Source organism: Franconibacter sp. IITDAS19, from assembly GCF_023079515.1.
GTDB classification, from domain to species: domain Bacteria; phylum Pseudomonadota; class Gammaproteobacteria; order Enterobacterales; family Enterobacteriaceae; genus Franconibacter; species Franconibacter pulveris.
On record NZ_JALJCP010000012.1, the window covers coordinates 64725 to 83460 of the forward strand.

Sequence of the window (18736 nt, forward strand, 5' to 3'; positions counted from 1 at the left end):
TCGCGTACCGCTTTGGTGCTGGTATTGAATGGCGGGAAGTGTCGGGTATTACAAGATTCAAACTAAAAGGTAAGTTTAAATGAAGCTGAAAAATAACTTAGCATGACTCACGCCGGGCGTCCAGCGGTCCGGACAATTTCCGGAATTCTGTTCGCACCGGCGCAAAAGTTCTTACGCCAGGTTGGCGTCCAGGAACTCTTTTAACTGGCCTTTAGACAGCGCGCCCACTTTGGTCGCCGCTACTTCACCATTTTTGAACAACAGCAGGGTCGGGATGCCACGGATGCCGTATTTCGGCGCAGTGCCCGGGTTCTGGTCGATGTTCAGCTTAGCAATCGTCAGCTTGCCCTGATATTCATCAGCGATTTCATCAAGGATCGGGGCGATCATTTTGCAAGGACCACACCATTCTGCCCAGAAATCAACCAGGATCAACCCGTCCGCTTTAAGTACATCCGTGTCGAAACTGTCGTCAGTCAGGTGAATAATTTTATCGCTCATGTTTTACTCCAGAAGATTAGGCCTTTCATGTTGGTGTAGCATTAACCAACATAAGGTTGACTTTATTTCACCGGATACGCTTTCGTAAAGCAATAGTTAGCTGATATTCTACCACACTATGAGCAAAACACATTTAACAGAACAGAAGTTTTCCGACTTCGCCCTGCACCCTAAAGTGGTGGAAGCCCTTGAAAAGAAAGGCTTTCATAATTGCACCCCTATTCAGGCACTGGCACTCCCGTTAACGCTGACGGGACGTGACGTTGCAGGGCAGGCGCAAACCGGTACCGGCAAAACGATGGCGTTTTTAACGTCAACGTTTCATTATCTACTCTCACATCCGGCCGCTGAAAACCGTCAGGTGAACCAGCCTCGCGCTCTGATTATGGCGCCGACCCGCGAACTGGCGGTGCAGATTCATTCTGATGCCGAACCGCTGGCGCAGGCGACCGGTATTAAGCTTGGCCTGGCTTACGGCGGCGACGGCTACGACAAACAGCTGAAAGTGCTGGAAAGCGGCGTCGATATTCTTATCGGCACCACTGGTCGTCTCATCGACTACACCAAACAGAACCACATTAACCTCGGCGCTATTCAGGTCGTAGTGCTGGACGAAGCCGACCGCATGTACGATCTCGGCTTTATTAAAGATATCCGTTGGCTGTTCCGCCGCATGCCGCCTGCAACGCAGCGCCTGAACATGCTCTTTTCCGCTACGCTCTCTTACCGCGTTCGCGAGCTCGCCTTCGAGCAAATGAACAATGCGGAATACGTAGAAGTGGAGCCGGAACAAAAAACAGGCCACCGTATTAAAGAAGAGCTCTTCTACCCTTCTAACGAAGAAAAAATGCGTTTGCTGCAAACCATTATTGAAGAAGAGTGGCCGGAGCGCGCCATTGTTTTCGCCAACACGAAACACCGTTGCGAAGATATCTGGGGACATCTGGCGGCGGATGGTCATCGCGTCGGTCTGCTGACAGGCGACGTGGCGCAGAAAAAGCGCCTGCGCATTCTTGAAGAGTTTACCCGCGGCGATCTTGATATTCTGGTCGCAACGGACGTGGCGGCGCGCGGCCTGCATATTCCGGCGGTGACGCACGTCTTTAACTACGATCTGCCGGATGACTGCGAAGATTATGTCCACCGTATTGGCCGTACTGGCCGTGCAGGCGCCAGCGGCCACTCAATCAGCCTCGCCTGTGAAGAGTACGCGCTGAACCTGCCGGCGATAGAAAGCTATATCGGCCACACCATCCCGGTAAGCAAGTACAACCCGGATGCGCTGTTAAGCGAACTGCCGCCGCCGAAGCGCCTGACGCGCACGCGTTCCGGCAACGGCCCGCGCCGTACAGGCGGCGCTCCGCGCAACCGTCGTCGCACAGGGTAACGTGTTATGCGCAGCTCCACCTCCCTCTATGCGGCAATTGATTTAGGCTCGAACAGCTTTCATATGCTGGTGGTGCGCGAGGTGGCAGGAAGCATTCAAACGCTGTCTCGCATCAAGCGTAAGGTTCGCCTGGCGGCGGGCCTTAGCGCGGACAATCTTCTTTCTGCTGAAGCGATGGAGCGCGGCTGGCAGTGTCTGCGCCTTTTTGCCGAGCGGCTGCAGGATATCCCCCCTGAGCAAGTGCGCGTAGTGGCGACCGCCACGCTGCGGCTGGCTAGTAACTCCCAGGAATTTATTGCACGCGCGCAGGAAATCCTGGGCTGTCCGGTGCAAGTCATTAAGGGCGAAGAAGAAGCGCGGCTGATTTATCAGGGCGTAGCGCATACCACTGGCGGCGCGGATCAGCGTCTGGTCGTGGACATCGGCGGCGCCAGCACAGAACTGGTTACCGGCACCGGCGCCCACGCCACTTCACTCTTCAGTCTGTCGATGGGCTGCGTCACCTGGCTTGAACGCTTTTTTACCGACCGTAGCCTTACCAAAGAAAACTTCGCCGCCGCCGAACAGGCCGCCAGTGAAGTTTTACAGCCTGTGATTAACGACCTTCGCCAGCACGGCTGGAAAATCTGCGTCGGCGCCTCCGGCACCGTACAGGCGCTGCAGGAAATTATGATGGCGCAGGGCATGGATGAGCGCATCACCCTGGCCAAGCTGCAGCAGTTAAAAGCGCGCGCTATCGCCTGCGGCCGTCTGGAAGAGCTGGAGATTGAAGGTCTGACGCTTGAACGCGCGCTGGTTTTTCCAAGCGGCCTTGCCATTCTGTTAGCCATTTTCAACGAGCTCCACATTGAATGTATGACGCTTGCGGGCGGCGCGCTGCGTGAAGGCCTGGTTTACGGCATGCTGCATCTTGCCGTCGATCAGGATATCCGCAGCCGCACGCTGAAGAACATTCAGCGCCGTTTTATGGTGGATACCGAACAGGCGGAGCGCGTGGCTCAACTGGCGGACCGTTTCGCCGAAACGCTGGCCGGGGAATGGGATCTCGACGCGCTTAGCCGCCAGCTGCTGCGCAGCGCCTGCCTGCTGCACGAGATTGGCCTGAGCGTCGATTTTAAACGCGCGCCGCAGCACGCCGCGTATCTGGTGAGCAACCTGGATCTGCCCGGCTTTACCCCCGCGCAAAAGAAACTGCTGTCAACACTGCTGCTTAACCAGACCAACCCGGCGGATCTCTCCTCGCTGCATCAGCAAAACGCCGTACCGCCCCGCGTAGCGGAGCGCTTATGTCGTTTGCTGCGCCTGGCAATTATTTTCGCCAATCGCCGTCGTGATGATTTACTGCCTGAGATTAACGTTAAAGCGCAGGGCGAAACGCTTTCGCTGGCTTTACCGGAAGGCTGGCTGGCGGCGCATCCGCTGGGCGCGGAGCTAATAGAACAGGAGAGCCAGTGGCAAAGCTACGTTCACTGGTCGCTGGAGATAAAATAAAAGCCTCCCGAGGGAGGCTTTTTCGCTTTAACCGCCGCGCGCTTTCGCCAGCATCGCTTTAATATTCGCTACGTTCGCCTGCCCTTTTTGCATTCGCTCTTCGGCCGAGACCACTTTGCGTTCGGTTTCCCAGGCCAGGTCGTCCTGCGGCAGCTCCAGCAAAAAGCGGCTCGGCTCCGGGCGCACCAGTTCGCCATACTGCCGACGCTCTTTGCATAACGTAAAAATGAGTTCTTTCTGCGCACGCGTGATGCCGACGTAAGCCAGACGCCGCTCTTCGTCGATATTGTCTTCATCAATGCTGCTCTGGTGCGGCAGTAATCCCTCTTCCATGCCGACCAGAAAAACATACGGGAACTCCAGGCCTTTTGAAGCATGAAGGGTCATTAACTGAACCTGATCGAGCTCTTCTTCGCTTTCACCGCGCTCCATCATATCGCGCAGCGTAAAACGGGTGACGACCTGAGTCAGCGTCATCGGCTCGTCCAGTTCCGTGCCTTCCAGCATCTCCGTCATCCAGCTAAAGAGCTGGTTAACGTTTTTCATACGCATTTCGGCGGCCTTCTGGCTGGGCGACGTTTCATAAAGCCAGGCTTCGTAATCGATGCCGTGGATAAGATCGCGCACGGCAGCCACCGGCTCCCTCTCGCTCAGACGCGCCACGTCGCCAAGCCAGTGGGTAAAGCGCGTCAACGACTCATAGCCGCGTCCGGTCAGCGTCTGGCTCAGCCCCATGTCGAAGCTGGCGGTGAACAAGCTTTTGTTCCGGCTCATCGCCCATTCGCCCAGTTTCTGTAACGTCGCCGGGCCAATCTCGCGCTTGGGCGTATTTACAATGCGCAGAAAAGCGCTGTCGTCGTCGGGGTTAGTCAGCACGCGCAGGTAAGCGAGCAAGTCTTTGATTTCTGGTCGGGAGAAAAACGAGGTTCCGCCAGAGATCCGGTAAGGAATACGGTTCTGCATCAGCAGCTTTTCAAATACGCGCGACTGATGGTTGCCGCGGTAAAGAATGGCGTAATCCTTATACTGCGTCTTATTAATAAAGTGATGGGCGATAAGCTCGCCGGTTACGCGCTCCGCCTCATGCTCTTCGTGATTGGCCGTCAGCACTTTCAGTTCCGGACCATATCCCAGTTCGGAAAAGAGCTTTTTCTCGAAGACGTGCGGGTTGTTGGCGATAAGGATGTTTGCCGCTTTCAGAATGCGTCCGGACGAGCGGTAGTTCTGCTCAAGCTTGATAACCTGCAGCGCCGGAAAATCCTGACTCAGCAGCACCAGGTTTTGCGGGCGCGCGCCTCGCCAGGAGTAAATAGACTGATCGTCATCGCCCACCACGGTGAAGCGCGCCCGCGCGCCCACCAGCAGCTTTACCAGCTCATACTGGCTGGTATTGGTGTCCTGGTACTCGTCCACCAGCAGGTAGCGAATGCGGTTTTGCCAGCGCTCGCGCACCTCTTCGTTGCGCTGAAGCAGCAGCGTCGGCAGCAGAATCAGGTCGTCAAAATCGAGCACGTTACAGGCTTTCAGATGCGCGTCGTACAGGCCGTAACAGTGGGCGAAAATACGGTCCCGCTCGCCTTTGGCCTGCGCCGCGGCCTGAAGCGGGTTGAGCAGGTCGTTCTTCCAGTTTGAGATGGTGGAGATAAGCTGTTGCAACAGCGATTTATCATTCTCCACCAGCCCTTCCGTCAGCTCTTTGATGAGCGCCATCTGGTCGGTGTCGTCAAACAACGAGAAATTGGCTTTCATCCCCAGCGCGTTATATTCCCGCTTGATGATCTCCAGCCCCAGCGTGTGGAAAGTAGAAATCATCAGCCCGCGCGCCTCTTTGCGCCCGAGGGTTTGCGCCACGCGCTCTTTCATTTCTCGCGCCGCTTTGTTGGTAAAAGTCACCGCCGCGATGTGTTTCGCCTGATAGCCGCAGCCGCGGATAAGATGGGCGATTTTATTGGTAATGACGCGTGTTTTACCCGAGCCCGCGCCCGCCAGCACCAGGCAGGGTCCGGTTACATATTCTACGGCTTGTTGTTGGCCTGGGTTTAAACGCATAAGTTACTCAGTGAAAGTCAGAAGAGAAGGCAGATCCCCACGGCAGGTACAGCAGTACGAAGGGGAAAAAGAGCGTGGTAGTATAGCGAGCGTTATTCATCCCACTCAAGGCACGATCATGGCAAAAACCGCAGCAGCAATGCATATCCTTGTTAAAGAAGAAAAATTGGCACTGGATCTGCTGGAACAAATCAAAAACGGCGGCGATTTCGAAAAGCTGGCTAAGAAACACTCTACTTGCCCGTCCGGTAAAAAGGGCGGACACCTGGGCGAATTCCGTCAGGGTCAGATGGTTCCGGCGTTCGATAAAGTGGTCTTCTCCTGCCCGGTGCTGGAGCCGACCGGCCCGCTGCACACCCAGTTCGGCTACCACATCATTAAAGTGCTGTACCGAAACTAATAAAAAGGCCTTCTCTCAGAGAAGGCCTTTTTGCTTTCGTGCGCGCCTGGCGTTTTCTGGCGACTGGGGTTGGCGAACGGTGCCAACGCCGCTGCGGGTCAAAAGACGACGGCGTAGGTATTCCCCTATGGATTTTGACTTGCAGCAAGGCGGCAAGAGAGCACATCCCCAGGAGCATAGACTCACTATGCGACTGGGGTGGGCGAACGATGCCAACGCCGCTGCGGGTCAAAAGACGACGGCGTAGGTATTCCCCTATGGATTTTGGCTTGCAGCAAGGCGGCAAGAGAGCGCATCCCCAGGAGCATAGACTCACTATGCGACTGGGGTGGGCGAACGATGCCAACGCCGCTGCGGGTCAAAAGACGACGGGGAATCAGCCTGCGACGGCAATACGCTTCATATCGGTCATATAACCGCGCAGTTTCTGGCCCACTTTTTCGATCTCGTGGTTGCGGATAGCTTCGTTTACGTCGCGCAGTTGCGCGTTATCAACCGCAGTGCCTTCTACCGCTTTGCCAAGGTCGCCCGGCTGCAGCGTAGTCATAAATTCTTTTAACAGCGGCACCGCAGCGTTAGCGAACAGATAGTTGCCATATTCTGCCGTATCGGAGATAACCACGTTCATTTCATACAGGCGCTTACGGGCAATGGTGTTGGCAATCAGCGGCAGCTCGTGCAGCGATTCGTAGTAAGCGGATTCTTCAATGATGCCGGAATCCACCATGGTTTCGAACGCCAGCTCAACGCCTGCTTTCACCATTGCAACCATCAGCACGCCTTTATCGAAGTACTCTTGCTCGCTGATTTTGCCGTCAAACTGCGGCGCGTTTTCAAAGGCGGTCTGGCCAGTTTCTTCACGCCAGGTCAGCAGTTTCTTATCGTCGTTCGCCCAGTCCGCCATCATGCCGGAAGAGAACTCGCCGGAAATGATGTCGTCCATATGTTTCTGGAACAGCGGCGCCATGATGGTTTTCAGCTGTTCGGAAAGCGCGTAGGCGCGCAGTTTCGCCGGGTTAGAGAGACGGTCCATCATCAGCGTGATGCCGCCCTGCTTCAGCGCTTCGGTAATGGTTTCCCAGCCGTACTGGATCAGTTTTTCTGCGTAGGCCGGGTCGGTGCCCTCTTCCACCAGCTTATCGAAGCAGAGCAGCGAACCCGCCTGCAGCATGCCGCACAGGATGGTCTGCTCGCCCATCAGGTCAGATTTTACTTCTGCAACGAAGGAGGACTCCAGCACGCCTGCACGGTGGCCGCCGGTTGCTGCCGCCCAGGCTTTTGCGATCGCCATGCCTTCGCCTTTCGGGTCGTTCTCCGGGTGAACAGCGATAAGCGTCGGCACACCGAAGCCGCGCTTATACTCTTCACGCACTTCCGTACCCGGGCATTTTGGCGCCACCATCACGACGGTAATGTCTTTACGGATCTGCTCGCCAACTTCTACGATATTGAAACCGTGAGAGTAGCCCAGCGCCGCGCCATCTTTCATCAGCGGCTGTACGGCGCGCACGACGTCAGAGTGCTGCTTGTCCGGCGTCAGGTTAACCACCAGGTCCGCCTGCGGGATCAGTTCTTCATAGGTGCCGACTTTGAAGCCGTTTTCAGTGGCTTTACGCCAGGAGGCGCGTTTTTCCGCGATAGCTTCCGGGCGCAGGGCGTAGGAGATATCGAGGCCGGAGTCACGCATATTTAGCCCCTGGTTCAGGCCCTGCGCGCCGCAACCGACAATGACCACTTTCTTCCCTTTGAGGTAGCTTGCTTCATCGGCGAACTCGTCGCGCGCCATAAAGCGACATTTACCCAGTTGCGCCAGCTGCTGACGCAGATTCAAAGTATTGAAGTAATTAGCCATTGTGTAACTCCGTCGGTGTGATGATGTGCTTTTCTGTTCAGTACGTCAGCCGTGTCATAGCTTACGTGAATGCACCCACTATATGACAGGAAAAGCGTTGCTGAAATTGATATATTAACAACGTCACATTGCAATATTTGCAACATAAACCCGAGGAGCCCGGACTGTGGATTTACGCGACCTGAAAACCTTTTTGCATCTGGCGGATAGCCGGCATTTCGGGCGCAGCGCGCGCGCCATGCATGTCAGCCCGTCGACGCTTTCTCGTCAGATCCAGCGGCTGGAAGAAGACCTCGGCCAGCCCCTTTTCGTGCGCGACAACCGCACCGTCACGCTGACAGAAGCGGGCGAAGAGCTGCGCCAGTTCGCTCAACATACGCTGTTGCAGTACCAGCAGTTGCGCCATACCATCGATCAGCAAGGGCCGTCGCTTTCCGGCGAACTGCACCTGTTCTGCTCGGTGACCGCCGCTTACAGCCATCTGCCGCCGATTCTGGACCGCTTTCGCGCCGAGCATCCTTCGGTTGAGATCAAACTCACCACCGGCGACGCGGCGGATGCGGTGGAAAAAGTCAATTCCGGCGAAGCGGATCTGGCGATTGCCGGTAAGCCCGAAGCGTTGCCCGCCGCCGTGGCGTTCTCAACCCTGGAAAACCTTTCCGTCGTGCTGATAGCGCCTGCTCTTCCCTGCCCGGTTCGCACGCAGGTAACGCAACCCGCTCCCGACTGGACGCAAGTGCCGTTTATCCTGCCCGATCAGGGCCCGGTGCGCCGGCGCATTGAGCTATGGTTCCGCCGCCAAAAAATCAGCAACCCGTCCATCTACGCAACAGTAGGCGGGCATGAGGCGATGGTGTCGATGGTGGCGCTCGGCTGCGGCGTGGCGCTTATACCGGAAGTGGTGCTGGAAAACAGCCCTGAGCCGGTGCGTAACCGCGTCATGATCCTCGAGCGCAGCGACGAGAAGACGCCGTTTGAGTTGGGCGTATGCGCGCAAAAAAAGCGGCTGCATGAGCCGCTCGTGGATGCTTTCTGGAAATTACTGCCGGGATATCGTTAACCCGCCAGGAAGAAACGAAACGCCGGGTTATGGCTCTCGTCATGGCAGTCGTAGCCAAGCTCATTGAGTCGGGTTTCGAAGTCCGGCTCGTTGTCGCCCAGTTCAAACGCCGCCAGCACCCGGCCATAGTCCGTTCCATGGCTGCGGTAGTGGAACAGCGAGATATTCCAGTGGGTGCCGAGCGTATGCAGAAACTTAAGCAGCGCGCCGGGAGATTCGGGAAACTCGAAGCTGTAGAGCCGCTCATGCAGCGGACGCGAAGGCCGTCCGCCGACCATATAGCGCACATGCAGCTTCGCCATTTCGTCGTCTGAAAGATCCACTACGCTGTAGCCGCCTTCGGTGAGTTGCGCGATAATTTCATGCCGCTCTTCCAGCCCGCGGCTGATGCGCACGCCAACAAATATGCAGGCGTCTTTAGCGTCCGCAAAGCGGTAGTTAAACTCCGTTACCGCACGTCCTCCCAGCAGCTGACAGAATTTCAGAAAGCTGCCCTTCTCTTCCGGAATAGTCACCGCCAGCAGCGCTTCGCGCTGTTCACCCAGTTCGCAACGCTCAGAGACGTAGCGCAAGCCGTGGAAGTTAACGTTCGCACCGGAAAGCACATGCGCCAGCCGCTCGCCGCGCAGGTTATGCTGGGCGATGTACTTTTTCATGCCCGCCAGCGCCAGCGCGCCGGAAGGCTCCGCCACGGCCCTTACATCTTCAAACAGATCTTTCATCGCCGCACAGATAGCGTCGCTGTCCACCGTCACGATGTCGTCCAGGTATTCCTGACAGACGCGGAAGGTTTCATCGCCAATGCGTTTGACCGCCACCCCTTCGGCAAAAAGCCCGACGCGGGGCAAATCCACCGGCTGCCCCGCATCCAGCGCCGCCTTCAGGCAGGCGGAATCTTCGGCTTCTACCGCGATCACTTTGATCTGCGGCATCAGTTGTTTGATAAGCACCGCCACGCCTGCCGCCAGCCCGCCGCCGCCGACCGGCACGAATACGCGATCGATATGCGCGTCCTGCTGCAGCAGCTCCAGCGCCAGCGTACCCTGACCGGCAATGACTGCCGGATGGTCAAACGGTGGCACCCAGGTAAAGCCCTGCTGTTTAGAAAGCTCAATAGCCTTTGCTTTCGCCTCATCGAAGTTTGCGCCATGCAGCAGTACTTCGCCGCCAAAGCCGCGCACCGCATCCACTTTGATATCCGCTGTCGCCACCGGCATGACAATCAGCGATTTAATACCGAGACGGGCGGAAGAAAACGCCACGCCCTGGGCGTGATTCCCTGCCGAAGCCGTAATCACGCCACGCGCTTTTTGCTCGGCGGTTAAACCGGCAATCATGGCGTAGGCGCCGCGCAGCTTGAAGCTGTGCACCGGCTGGCGGTCTTCGCGCTTCACCAGGATGACGTTATCAAGCCGCGAGGAGAGCTTCTCCATCTTTTGCAGCGGCGTTACCTGGGCGACTTCATACACGGGCGAGCGCAGCACGGCTCGCAAGTATTCCGCCCCACACGGGGCGGCGGATAGCGGTTGCGATTCGGCCATCTTAGCCTCCCAGCTTCGACTTATCGCGCACCGCGCCTTTATCGGCGCTGGTCGCAAGACTTGCGTAAGCGCGCAGCGCGAAGGAAACCTGACGTTCGCGGTTACGCGGAGTCCAGGCATCAGCGCCGCGAGCTTCCTGCGCTTCACGGCGCGCCGCCAGCTCCCGCTCGCTTAATTCAAGCGCAATGCCGCGGTTCGGAATATCGATAGTTATCATGTCGCCATCTTCAATCAGCGCAATATTACCGCCGCTCGCCGCTTCCGGAGAGACGTGGCCGATAGAAAGACCGGAAGTGCCGCCGGAGAAACGGCCGTCGGTGATAAGGGCGCACGCTTTGCCAAGGCCCATCGATTTCAGGAAGGTGGTGGGATAAAGCATCTCTTGCATGCCTGGCCCGCCTTTCGGCCCTTCATAGCGGATCACCACAACGTCGCCTTCGACGACTTTGCCGCCGAGAATCGCTTCTACCGCATCGTCCTGGCTTTCATAGACTTTCGCCGGACCGCGGAATGTCAGAATGCTGTCGTCCACGCCTGCGGTTTTTACGATGCAGCCGTTTTCGGCGAAGTTGCCATAAAGCACGGCGAGACCGCCGTCCTGGCTATAGGCGTGTTCCAGTGAGCGAATACAGCCATCCTGACGGTCGGTATCCAGCGAATCCCAGCGGCAGGATTGCGAAAACGCTTTAGTGGTGCGGATACCCGCCGGGCCGGCGGTGTACATGCTGCGCACTGCATCGTCTTTCGTCAGCATGACGTCATATTGCTCCAGCGTCTGCGGCAGCGTCAGCCCCAGTACGTTGTTGACCTCGCGGTTCAGCAGGCCTGCACGATCCAGTTCGCCGAGAATGCCGATAACCCCGCCCGCACGGTGCACATCCTCCATGTGATACTTCTGAGTGCTCGGCGCCACCTTGCACAGCTGCGGCACTTTACGCGAAAGGCGGTCGATGTCGCTCATGGTGAAATCGATTTCCGCTTCCTGCGCGGCGGCCAGCAGGTGCAATACGGTATTGGTGGAGCCGCCCATAGCGATATCCAGCGTCATGGCGTTTTCAAACGCTGCTTTGCTGGCGATGTTGCGCGGCAGCACGCTGGCGTCATCCTGCTCGTAATAACGTTTGGTCAGGCTAACGATTCGCTTACCGGCATTGATGAAGAGCTTTTTACGGTCGGCGTGGGTCGCCAGCAGCGAGCCATTGCCTGGCTGGGACAGGCCCAGCGCTTCGGTCAGGCAGTTCATGGAGTTGGCAGTGAACATACCGGAGCAGGAACCGCAGGTCGGGCAGGCGGAACGCTCTACCTGATCGCTCTGTTCGTCGCTGACGTTCGGGTTCGCGCCCTGAATCATCGCATCCACCAGGTCGAGCTTGATTATCTGATCGGAAAGCTTGGTTTTACCCGCTTCCATCGGGCCGCCCGAAACAAAAATCACCGGAATGTTAAGGCGCAGCGAGGCCATCAGCATGCCGGGGGTGATTTTATCGCAGTTAGAGATACAGACCATGGCGTCGGCGCAGTGGGCGTTCACCATGTACTCCACGGAATCAGCGATAAGTTCGCGAGACGGCAGTGAATAAAGCATGCCGCCGTGGCCCATGGCGATGCCGTCATCCACCGCGATGGTGTTGAACTCTTTCGCCACGCCGCCTGCGGCTTCAATTTGCTCCGCGACCAGTTTGCCCAGATCGCGCAGATGCACGTGCCCTGGCACGAACTGGGTGAAGGAGTTCACCACCGCGATAATGGGTTTGCCGAAATCGGCGTCGGTCATCCCGGTGGCGCGCCACAGCGCGCGGGCGCCCGCCATGTTGCGGCCGTGAGTCGTAGTGGCAGAACGGTACTTAGGCATGCTTTTTTCACTCCAGTCTGTACATAAGCCGGGCGGCTCTCTGCCGCCCGTGCGTGTGTTATTTTGCTGAGGGGTTAACCTGATCCAACCAGCCCCATTTATCTTCAGTCTCACCCGTAAACAGGCCGAAGAAAGCCTGCTGGATGCGTTTGGTGACCGGGCCGCAGCGGCCTTCGCCCACCTGAATGCCGTCTACGCTGCGCACCGGCGTGATTTCCGCCGCGGTACCAGACATAAACACTTCGTCCGCCAGATAGAGAGATTCGCGAGAGAGCACCTGCTCGCGAACTTCAATGCCGAGATCCTGCGCCAGCTTGATAATGGCGTCGCGAGTAATGCCCGGCAGTGCGGAAGAGGTGAACGGCGGGGTGAACAGAATGCCGTCTTTCACTTCGAACAGGTTTTCGCCCGCGCCTTCAGAGATATAGCCATTCACATCCAGCGCGATACCTTCCTGATAACCGTGACGGCGCGCCTCGCTGCCCACCAGCAAGGAGGAAAGATAATTGCCGCCCGCTTTTGCGGCTGTCGGAATGGTGTTCGGCGCCACGCGGTTCCAGGAGGAAACCATCGCGTCGATCCCTTGATCCAGCGCTTCTGCACCCAGGTAAGCGCCCCACGGGAACGCGGCGATGATCACATCAGTGGTGTAATCCGCAGGCGGGTTGACGCCCATGCCGACATCACCAACGAAAACCAGCGGGCGAATGTAAGCGCTGGTCAGGTTGTTTTTACGAATGACCTGACGGCACGCTTCCATCAGCTCATCCACGCTCTGGGAAACCGGGAAACGGTAAATTTTGGCGGAATCACGCAGACGCTGCATATGTTCGCGGTGGCGGAAAACCACCGGGCCTTTGTGCGACTCGTAGCAACGAATCCCTTCAAACACCGATGTACCGTAGTGCAACGCATGAGACATTACGTGAACTTTTGCTTCGCCCCACGGAACCATCTCACCGTTGAACCAAATGTAATCAGCTTTTTTCGTCGTCATTTTTCTTCCTTTTGCGCTCAGGCGCGGATTTGTTGTGATGTGGGTTGCTGGATCTCGACGCAGGCAACGTCAACCAGCTTGCTTAATTGAGTAAACAGTAATTCGACAGGCCGAAGGCTGGCAACGGTCAGTTCGATATTTATATTTTCGGCGTTGGAGCCCGTCTCCATATTCATGGCGCAGATCTGAAAACCACGGTGGCGCACCACGCGCAATACGCGTTCCAGCGTTTCCGGACGAAAGCGAGCCTGCACGGCCAGTTGATGTTGCATCATGACAGTTTCTCCAGCATTTGTGAGTTGCTGGCGCCGGGCGGCACCAGAGGCCAGACGTTCTCGAGTTCATCAATCGAGACGTGCAGCAGATATGGCCCTTCGCTGTTCAGCATGGTCTCCAGCGCTGCTTCCACCTGGTCTTTACGGGTAATACGCTGGCCTGGAATGCCGAAGGCGTTGGCCAGCATGAGAAAATCGGGGTTATCGGTAAGCGTGGTTTCGCTGTAGCGCTCGGCGAAAAAGAGTTGCTGCCACTGACGAACCATGCCCAGACGCTGGTTATCCAGCAGCACTATCTTCAGCGGCAGTTGCTTTCGCTTCACCGTGCCTAATTCCTGGATGTTCATCATGAACGAGCCGTCGCCGCTGATGCAGATAACCGTATCTTCCGGACGCGCGACCTGCGCGCCTACCGCAGCGGGCAAGCCGAAGCCCATCGTCCCCAGCCCGCTGGAGGTGATGAAGTTTTCAGGGCGGCTGAAGGTCATATGCTGAGCCGTCCACATCTGATGCTGACCAACATCAGTCGTCACTACGCTATTGAACGGCTTACGCTCAGAGAGTTGCTTTAACAGCAGCGGCGCATAGATAGCTTCGCCCGGATGATCGTAACGCCAGCCCTGCTCCGCACGCAGCCGCGCTACCGCCTGACGCCAATCATCGATAGCCAGCGGCTGCTGCAGAGCAGGAAGCAGCGCGTTGAGCTCGCCCTGCAGCGCAACATGCGCCTGGCGCAACTTGTTGAGTTCCGCCGGGTCGATATCCATATGAATAACGCTGGCGTGCGGCGCAAAGGTATTGAGCTTGCCGGTTACGCGATCGTCGAAACGCGCGCCGACAGCAATCAACAAATCGCACTCCTGCACCGCCAGGTTCGCGGCCTTGGTGCCGTGCATACCCAGCATGCCGAGATAATACGGGTCGGCGGCGTCTACCGCGCCGAGGCCTTTGAGAGTAACGACGGACGGCATGCGCGTCGCCGCCATAAATTCGCGCAGCGCGGGCACTGCCTGCGCCATACCGACGCCGCCGCCAACGTAGAGCATCGGTTTTTGCGCGCCAGCCAGTAACTGGCGGGCCTGCTCCAGTTCGGCATAAGGCAGCGCATTATCACTTTCGATGGTGGAGAGCCACGGTTCCAAATCCCCGCTCGCCAGTTGAATATCTTTTGGAATATCGACCAGTACTGGCCCCGGGCGACCCGAGTTCGCCACCGCAAAAGCTTCTGCGAGCACACGCGGCAACTCGTCGAGAGATTCAACCAGGAAGCTGTGCTTGGTGCAGGCCAACGACAAACCTAAGACATCCACCTCCTGAAAAGCATCGGTGCCGATGAACGGCGCAGCGACCTGGCCGGTGATGGCGACGACGGGGATAGAATCCAGCAGCGCATCAGCAAGGCCAGTGATGAGGTTAGTCGCACCAGGGCCAGAAGTGGCAATGCAGACGCCCGTTTTGCCCGTTGCACGGGCATAGCCGATGGCCGCCATAGCCGCGCCCTGCTCATGCCGGCACAGTAGGTGTTCCACGCCGCCGTCGTACAATGCATCATAGACCGGCATTATTGCCCCGCCCGGATAACCGAAAACTGTCTCGACACCCTGCGCTCGCAAAGCATGTACCACCCACTGTGCACCATTCATAGTCAGTTCCCCGCCTTATTTCTCGGCGAACAGAATTTTGTGCTACTACTCATCTTCTGCTCCTCGTTTAAATTTTTAGGTCATAAAAAAACCCCCGGACCTTTCGGTGCGGGGGTTCTCGTTGATTCAGGCTTGATTTTTAAGCCTTTCTTCGTCCAAGTGCAGCCCCGCACGGTGGGATAATAATCACCACCACGCTAATCACGACAAGGCTAATCACTCGTAGAAGGGCTTTCATTTTTGTCTGTTCTTACATCGGATTCGAAGGAATGCCTAAAGAGTTATCACAGAGGTGACAGCAAAGACAAGAAATTTTTATTTCCATTTTAGCAAGCGTGTTAATTATTCTTAATAAAACTATTAATTATCAAAGAGAAACCAAAGATGACAATTTTTCACGAAGTATAAGATTAATGAATGCTTTTTAAGCTTGCTCGGTATTTTACCTTTCACTTTGCGAAACAAGCCGCACAGAAATAATTGCTACTGCAAAATTATTAAAATGTCTGGAACCTGACGCGAAAAAGCCGGAATAGCGCCTCGTAGCGAACCTTTAAGCGGCGCAGGATAGCGATGCAAAGGAGGGGTTATGTCGCTGTCTGTTATTCATACGCGCGCCGCGCTAGGCGTTAACGCGCCGCTGGTCACGGTTGAAGTACATATCAGTGCGGGGCTACCCGGCCTGACCATTGTCGGCCTGCCTGAGACTACGGTGAAAGAGGCCCGGGATCGCGTACGTAGCGCACTCATCAACAGTGGTTATACCTTTCCGGCGAAGAAGATCACTATCAATTTGGCGCCTGCCGATCTTCCTAAAGAGGGCGGCCGCTACGATCTGCCTATCGCAATCGCCCTTCTCGCCGCTTCTGAGCAGCTCAATGCCTCCAGGCTGGGGGACGTCGAGTTTGTTGGCGAACTGGCGCTGACAGGCGCTCTGCGCGGCGTACCGGGAGCCATTTCCGCTGCAATGGAAGCCTTACGCTGCGGTCGACAAATAGTCGTAGCACAAGATAACGCGCCTGAAGTCGGGCTTATCAGCCAGCAGGGTTGTCTGGCCGCTCAGCATCTTCAGGAGGTTTGCGCCTGGCTTGAGGGTAAAGCAACGCTACCGCAGCCTGTAAGCACGCCTGTCGAAACGTGCCAGGCTGAGGGCGACCTCAGCGAGGTTATTGGCCAGCAGCAGGCAAAACGCGCTCTGGAACTGACCGCGGCTGGCGGACATAACTTACTCTTTCTCGGTCCGCCTGGAACCGGTAAAACCATGCTGGCGAGCCGCCTTAACGGTTTGCTGCCGCCGCTTAGCGATGAGGAAGCGCTGGAGAGCGCGGCGATATTAAGCCTCGTTGGCGCAGCCTCGCTGCACAAGCACTGGCGACAACGGCCATTCAGGGCGCCTCATCACAGCGCCTCGCTAACAGCGATGGTAGGCGGCGGCGCTATTCCGGCGCCGGGTGAAATTTCGCTCGCGCATAACGGCGTATTATTTCTCGATGAGCTACCTGAGTTTGAAAGGAGGGTGCTGGATGCATTGCGTGAGCCTATAGAATCGGGCCATATTCATATCTCCCGTACGCGAGCGAAGATTAGCTACCCTGCCCGCTTCCAGCTTATTGCCGCGATGAATCCCAGCCCTACGGGGCATTATAAAGGCCCGCATAACCGCAGTTCGCCCGATCAGGTGTTACGTTACCTGGGACGCCTTTCCGGCCCCTTCCTGGACCGTTTCGATATCTCGCTTGAAGTTCCTCTTCTTCCTTCCGGCACACTCAGCCAGCCGTTAACCGAAGGGGAAACCACAGACTGCGTCAGGAAACGAGTAATAGCAACGCGTCAGCGGCAGCTGGAGCGACAAGGCAAACTTAATGCATTATTGGATAACCATGAGATTCGCCAGCATTGTCATCTGGCAAAAACAGACGCGCAGTGGCTGGAGGAAGCGTTGATAAAACTGGGGCTTTCAGTCCGTGCGTGGCAGCGCTTACTGAAAGTGGCGCGGACGATAGCGGATTGTGAGCAAACCCAACAGATCAGACGGGAACATCTTCAGGAGGCGCTCCATTATCGCGCCATCGATCGTCTTCTGGCTTATTTACATAACCTTATGTAATAGCCGGAAACGAATTGTCAATGCAGTAACCTGCTCACTGACGCCACATCGCAGGCAATAAAAATGGGGCTAACGCCCCATTTTTATTAATCATCGCTTTCCGCGTAATCATCCGCTCCTTCCATCTGCGGCTTACCGCCGGAGAGGGTATGGAAGCGCTTAGGACGCTTGATACGCGCCATATATTTGGACCATACACGTTCAGCTTCCGTTACTGGTTCGCGCTCACCGCGGCATACTTCTACGAACTGCTTTTCTTCTTCAGTGGTTGGCTCACGCTTACCAAGATCGAGTTCGTTGAAAGCGTAACCAAAGCGTTCCAGCAGTTGTGCTTCTTTGATTGTGAAATCACCATGGCGAGAGAACCCGCGCGGATAATATTTGTTGTCGAAAAATCGATTAGTCGTCGTAAAGCTTTCCGCCATCCTACACGCTCCTAATTCTCTTGGCCGAGCTATTTATGGCGCGGAGTATTAGTTACGCTTGACAGAGTGTAAAACAAAACATTTAAATCATATTGATAAATATTTTTGCGGAGAAAGCTGTGGATACCGACTTGCTGAAAACCTTTCTTGAAGTAAGCAGAACGAGACATTTTGGCCGCGCTGCCGAAGCGCTTTATCTGACGCAGTCAGCGGTAAGTTTTCGTATTCGACAGCTTGAGAACCAGTTAGGGGTGAGCCTTTTCACTCGTCATCGCAATAACATACGATTAACTACCGCAGGCGAGCGATTGCTGCCTTATGCCGAAAGCCTGATGAGCACATGGCAAGCCGCTAAAAAGGAGGTAGCGCATACGACACGGCATAACGAGTTCTCCATAGGGGCCAGCGCCTCGCTATGGGAATGCATGCTGTCGGGGTGGCTGGCGAGGCTTTATCATCAGCATGACGGTATGCAGTTCGAAGCGCGCATAGCCCAGCGCCAATCATTAGTAAAACAACTGCATGAGCGACAGCTTGATCTGCTTATCACTACTGAAGCGCCCAAGATGGATGAGTTCGCCAGCCAGTTATTGGGCAGTTTTTCTTTGGCGCTTTATTGCTCCAGCCCGGAAACAAGCAAAGTCGGGCTGAACTATTTGCGCCTGGAATGGGGACCCGATTTTCAGCAGCACGAATCGGGGCTTCTCGCTCACGATGATGTACCGATGCTAACGACCAGTTCGGCAAAAATTGCACAGCGATTATTACCGGAGCTAAAAGGTTGTACCTGGTTACCCGTGCAATGGGCGAAGGAGAGAACTAATCTCTATACCGTAACGGATAGCCCCGTTCTGTCACGTCCGCTTTATGCTATCTGGCTGCAAAACAGCGATAAGCAGAACGCTATTAAAGAGATCCTGAGAATGTCAGTGCTTTCTTAAAAATCATTAAAGAGACTTATCGTTACAGGGAAGTAACAGGGTGAGTGCGGTAAATAGTGCGGTAAATAGTGCGGTAAATAAGGCAGGAATTTTAGACAAAAAAAATCCTTAGCAAATGCTAAGGATTATTTCTGGCAGGGGCGGAGGGACTCGAACCCCCAACACCCGGTTTTGGAGACCGGTGCTCTACCAATTGAACTACGCCCCTAAATAGG

Annotated in this window: 16 protein-coding genes and 1 tRNA gene; 6 read left to right on the forward strand and 11 right to left on the reverse strand. The window is 56.1% G+C overall.

Annotated elements, in window-relative coordinates:
• Positions 1 to 171: 171 nt before the first annotated feature.
• The gene (gene trxA / locus MT962_RS21690; protein WP_002437994.1) at positions 172 to 501 is read right to left on the reverse strand and encodes a thioredoxin TrxA; all 330 of its coding nucleotides are present in this window, start codon (positions 499 to 501) and stop codon (positions 172 to 174) included.
• Positions 502 to 619: 118 nt separating this feature from the next.
• Here trxA and rhlB point away from each other — a divergent pair, with 118 nt between their 5' ends.
• A complete protein-coding gene (rhlB, locus tag MT962_RS21695) occupies positions 620 to 1888 on the forward strand; it encodes an ATP-dependent RNA helicase RhlB (RefSeq protein ID WP_024558975.1) in 1269 nt (422 codons plus the stop codon).
• Between the two features lie 6 nt (positions 1889 to 1894).
• Positions 1895 to 3379 carry a guanosine-5'-triphosphate,3'-diphosphate diphosphatase gene (gene gppA, locus MT962_RS21700; RefSeq protein ID WP_024558976.1) on the forward strand — a complete coding sequence of 495 codons (1485 nt, stop codon included), beginning with the start codon at positions 1895 to 1897 and terminating at the stop codon, positions 3377 to 3379.
• 27 nt (positions 3380 to 3406) lie between these two features.
• Here the strand turns inward: gppA and rep are convergent, their stop codons facing one another.
• Positions 3407 to 5428 (reverse strand): DNA helicase Rep, encoded by a 2022-nt coding sequence (gene rep, locus MT962_RS21705; protein WP_024558977.1) that lies wholly within the window; start codon positions 5426 to 5428, stop codon positions 3407 to 3409.
• Positions 5429 to 5546: 118 nt separating this feature from the next.
• On the opposite strand from rep, the gene ppiC reads away from it, so the two are divergent.
• Positions 5547 to 5828, forward strand: coding sequence for a peptidylprolyl isomerase PpiC (gene ppiC / locus MT962_RS21710; RefSeq protein WP_024555327.1), 282 nt, complete (start codon positions 5547 to 5549; stop codon positions 5826 to 5828).
• 376 nt (positions 5829 to 6204) lie between these two features.
• On the opposite strand, the gene ilvC is transcribed toward ppiC, so the two are convergent.
• Positions 6205 to 7680, reverse strand: a complete 1476-nt coding sequence (gene ilvC / locus MT962_RS21715; protein ID WP_247366392.1) for a ketol-acid reductoisomerase — start codon at positions 7678 to 7680, stop codon at positions 6205 to 6207.
• A gap of 166 nt (positions 7681 to 7846) precedes the next feature.
• On the opposite strand from ilvC, the gene ilvY reads away from it, so the two are divergent.
• Positions 7847 to 8740: an HTH-type transcriptional activator IlvY gene (gene ilvY / locus MT962_RS21720; RefSeq protein ID WP_247366393.1), complete on the forward strand. Its 894-nt coding sequence runs from the start codon at positions 7847 to 7849 to the stop codon at positions 8738 to 8740.
• Here ilvY and ilvA read toward each other — a convergent pair.
• The 6 genes from ilvA to ilvL form a co-directional block, all read right to left on the reverse strand.
• Positions 8737 to 10281: a threonine ammonia-lyase, biosynthetic gene (gene ilvA, locus MT962_RS21725; RefSeq protein ID WP_024555810.1), complete on the reverse strand. Its 1545-nt coding sequence runs from the start codon at positions 10279 to 10281 to the stop codon at positions 8737 to 8739. The genes ilvY and ilvA overlap by 4 nt on opposite strands.
• 1 nt (position 10282) lies before the next feature.
• Complete coding sequence (ilvD, locus tag MT962_RS21730) at positions 10283 to 12133, reverse strand: dihydroxy-acid dehydratase (protein ID WP_247366394.1); 1851 nt, start codon at positions 12131 to 12133, stop codon at positions 10283 to 10285.
• Positions 12134 to 12191: 58 nt separating this feature from the next.
• A complete protein-coding gene (locus MT962_RS21735) occupies positions 12192 to 13130 on the reverse strand; it encodes a branched-chain amino acid transaminase (protein WP_024555812.1) in 939 nt (312 codons plus the stop codon).
• Between the two features lie 17 nt (positions 13131 to 13147).
• Positions 13148 to 13405 (reverse strand): acetolactate synthase 2 small subunit, encoded by a 258-nt coding sequence (gene ilvM, locus MT962_RS21740; RefSeq protein ID WP_024555813.1) that lies wholly within the window; start codon positions 13403 to 13405, stop codon positions 13148 to 13150.
• The gene (ilvG, locus tag MT962_RS21745) at positions 13402 to 15048 is read right to left on the reverse strand and encodes an acetolactate synthase 2 catalytic subunit (protein WP_024555814.1); all 1647 of its coding nucleotides are present in this window, start codon (positions 15046 to 15048) and stop codon (positions 13402 to 13404) included. Before ilvG ends, ilvM begins: the two co-directional genes overlap by 4 nt.
• A 139-nt stretch (positions 15049 to 15187) precedes the next feature.
• On the reverse strand, positions 15188 to 15286 hold the full coding sequence (ilvL, locus tag MT962_RS21750; RefSeq protein ID WP_049293751.1) for an ilv operon leader peptide: 99 nt from the start codon (positions 15284 to 15286) through the stop codon (positions 15188 to 15190).
• A 351-nt stretch (positions 15287 to 15637) separates the two neighbouring features.
• Between ilvL and MT962_RS21755 the strand changes: the two genes are divergently transcribed.
• A complete protein-coding gene (locus tag MT962_RS21755) occupies positions 15638 to 17155 on the forward strand; it encodes a YifB family Mg chelatase-like AAA ATPase (RefSeq protein ID WP_188724478.1) in 1518 nt (505 codons plus the stop codon).
• Between the two features lie 86 nt (positions 17156 to 17241).
• Here the strand turns inward: MT962_RS21755 and MT962_RS21760 are convergent, their stop codons facing one another.
• Positions 17242 to 17580, reverse strand: a complete 339-nt coding sequence (locus MT962_RS21760; RefSeq protein WP_024555816.1) for a DUF413 domain-containing protein — start codon at positions 17578 to 17580, stop codon at positions 17242 to 17244.
• A gap of 119 nt (positions 17581 to 17699) precedes the next feature.
• Between MT962_RS21760 and hdfR the strand changes: the two genes are divergently transcribed.
• Entirely contained in the window at positions 17700 to 18521 is an 822-nt protein-coding gene (gene hdfR, locus MT962_RS21765; RefSeq protein ID WP_024561593.1) for an HTH-type transcriptional regulator HdfR, read from the forward strand.
• A 132-nt stretch (positions 18522 to 18653) separates the two neighbouring features.
• On the opposite strand, the gene MT962_RS21770 is transcribed toward hdfR, so the two are convergent.
• Positions 18654 to 18729, reverse strand: a tRNA-Trp gene (locus MT962_RS21770).
• Positions 18730 to 18736: the final 7 nt, after the last annotated feature.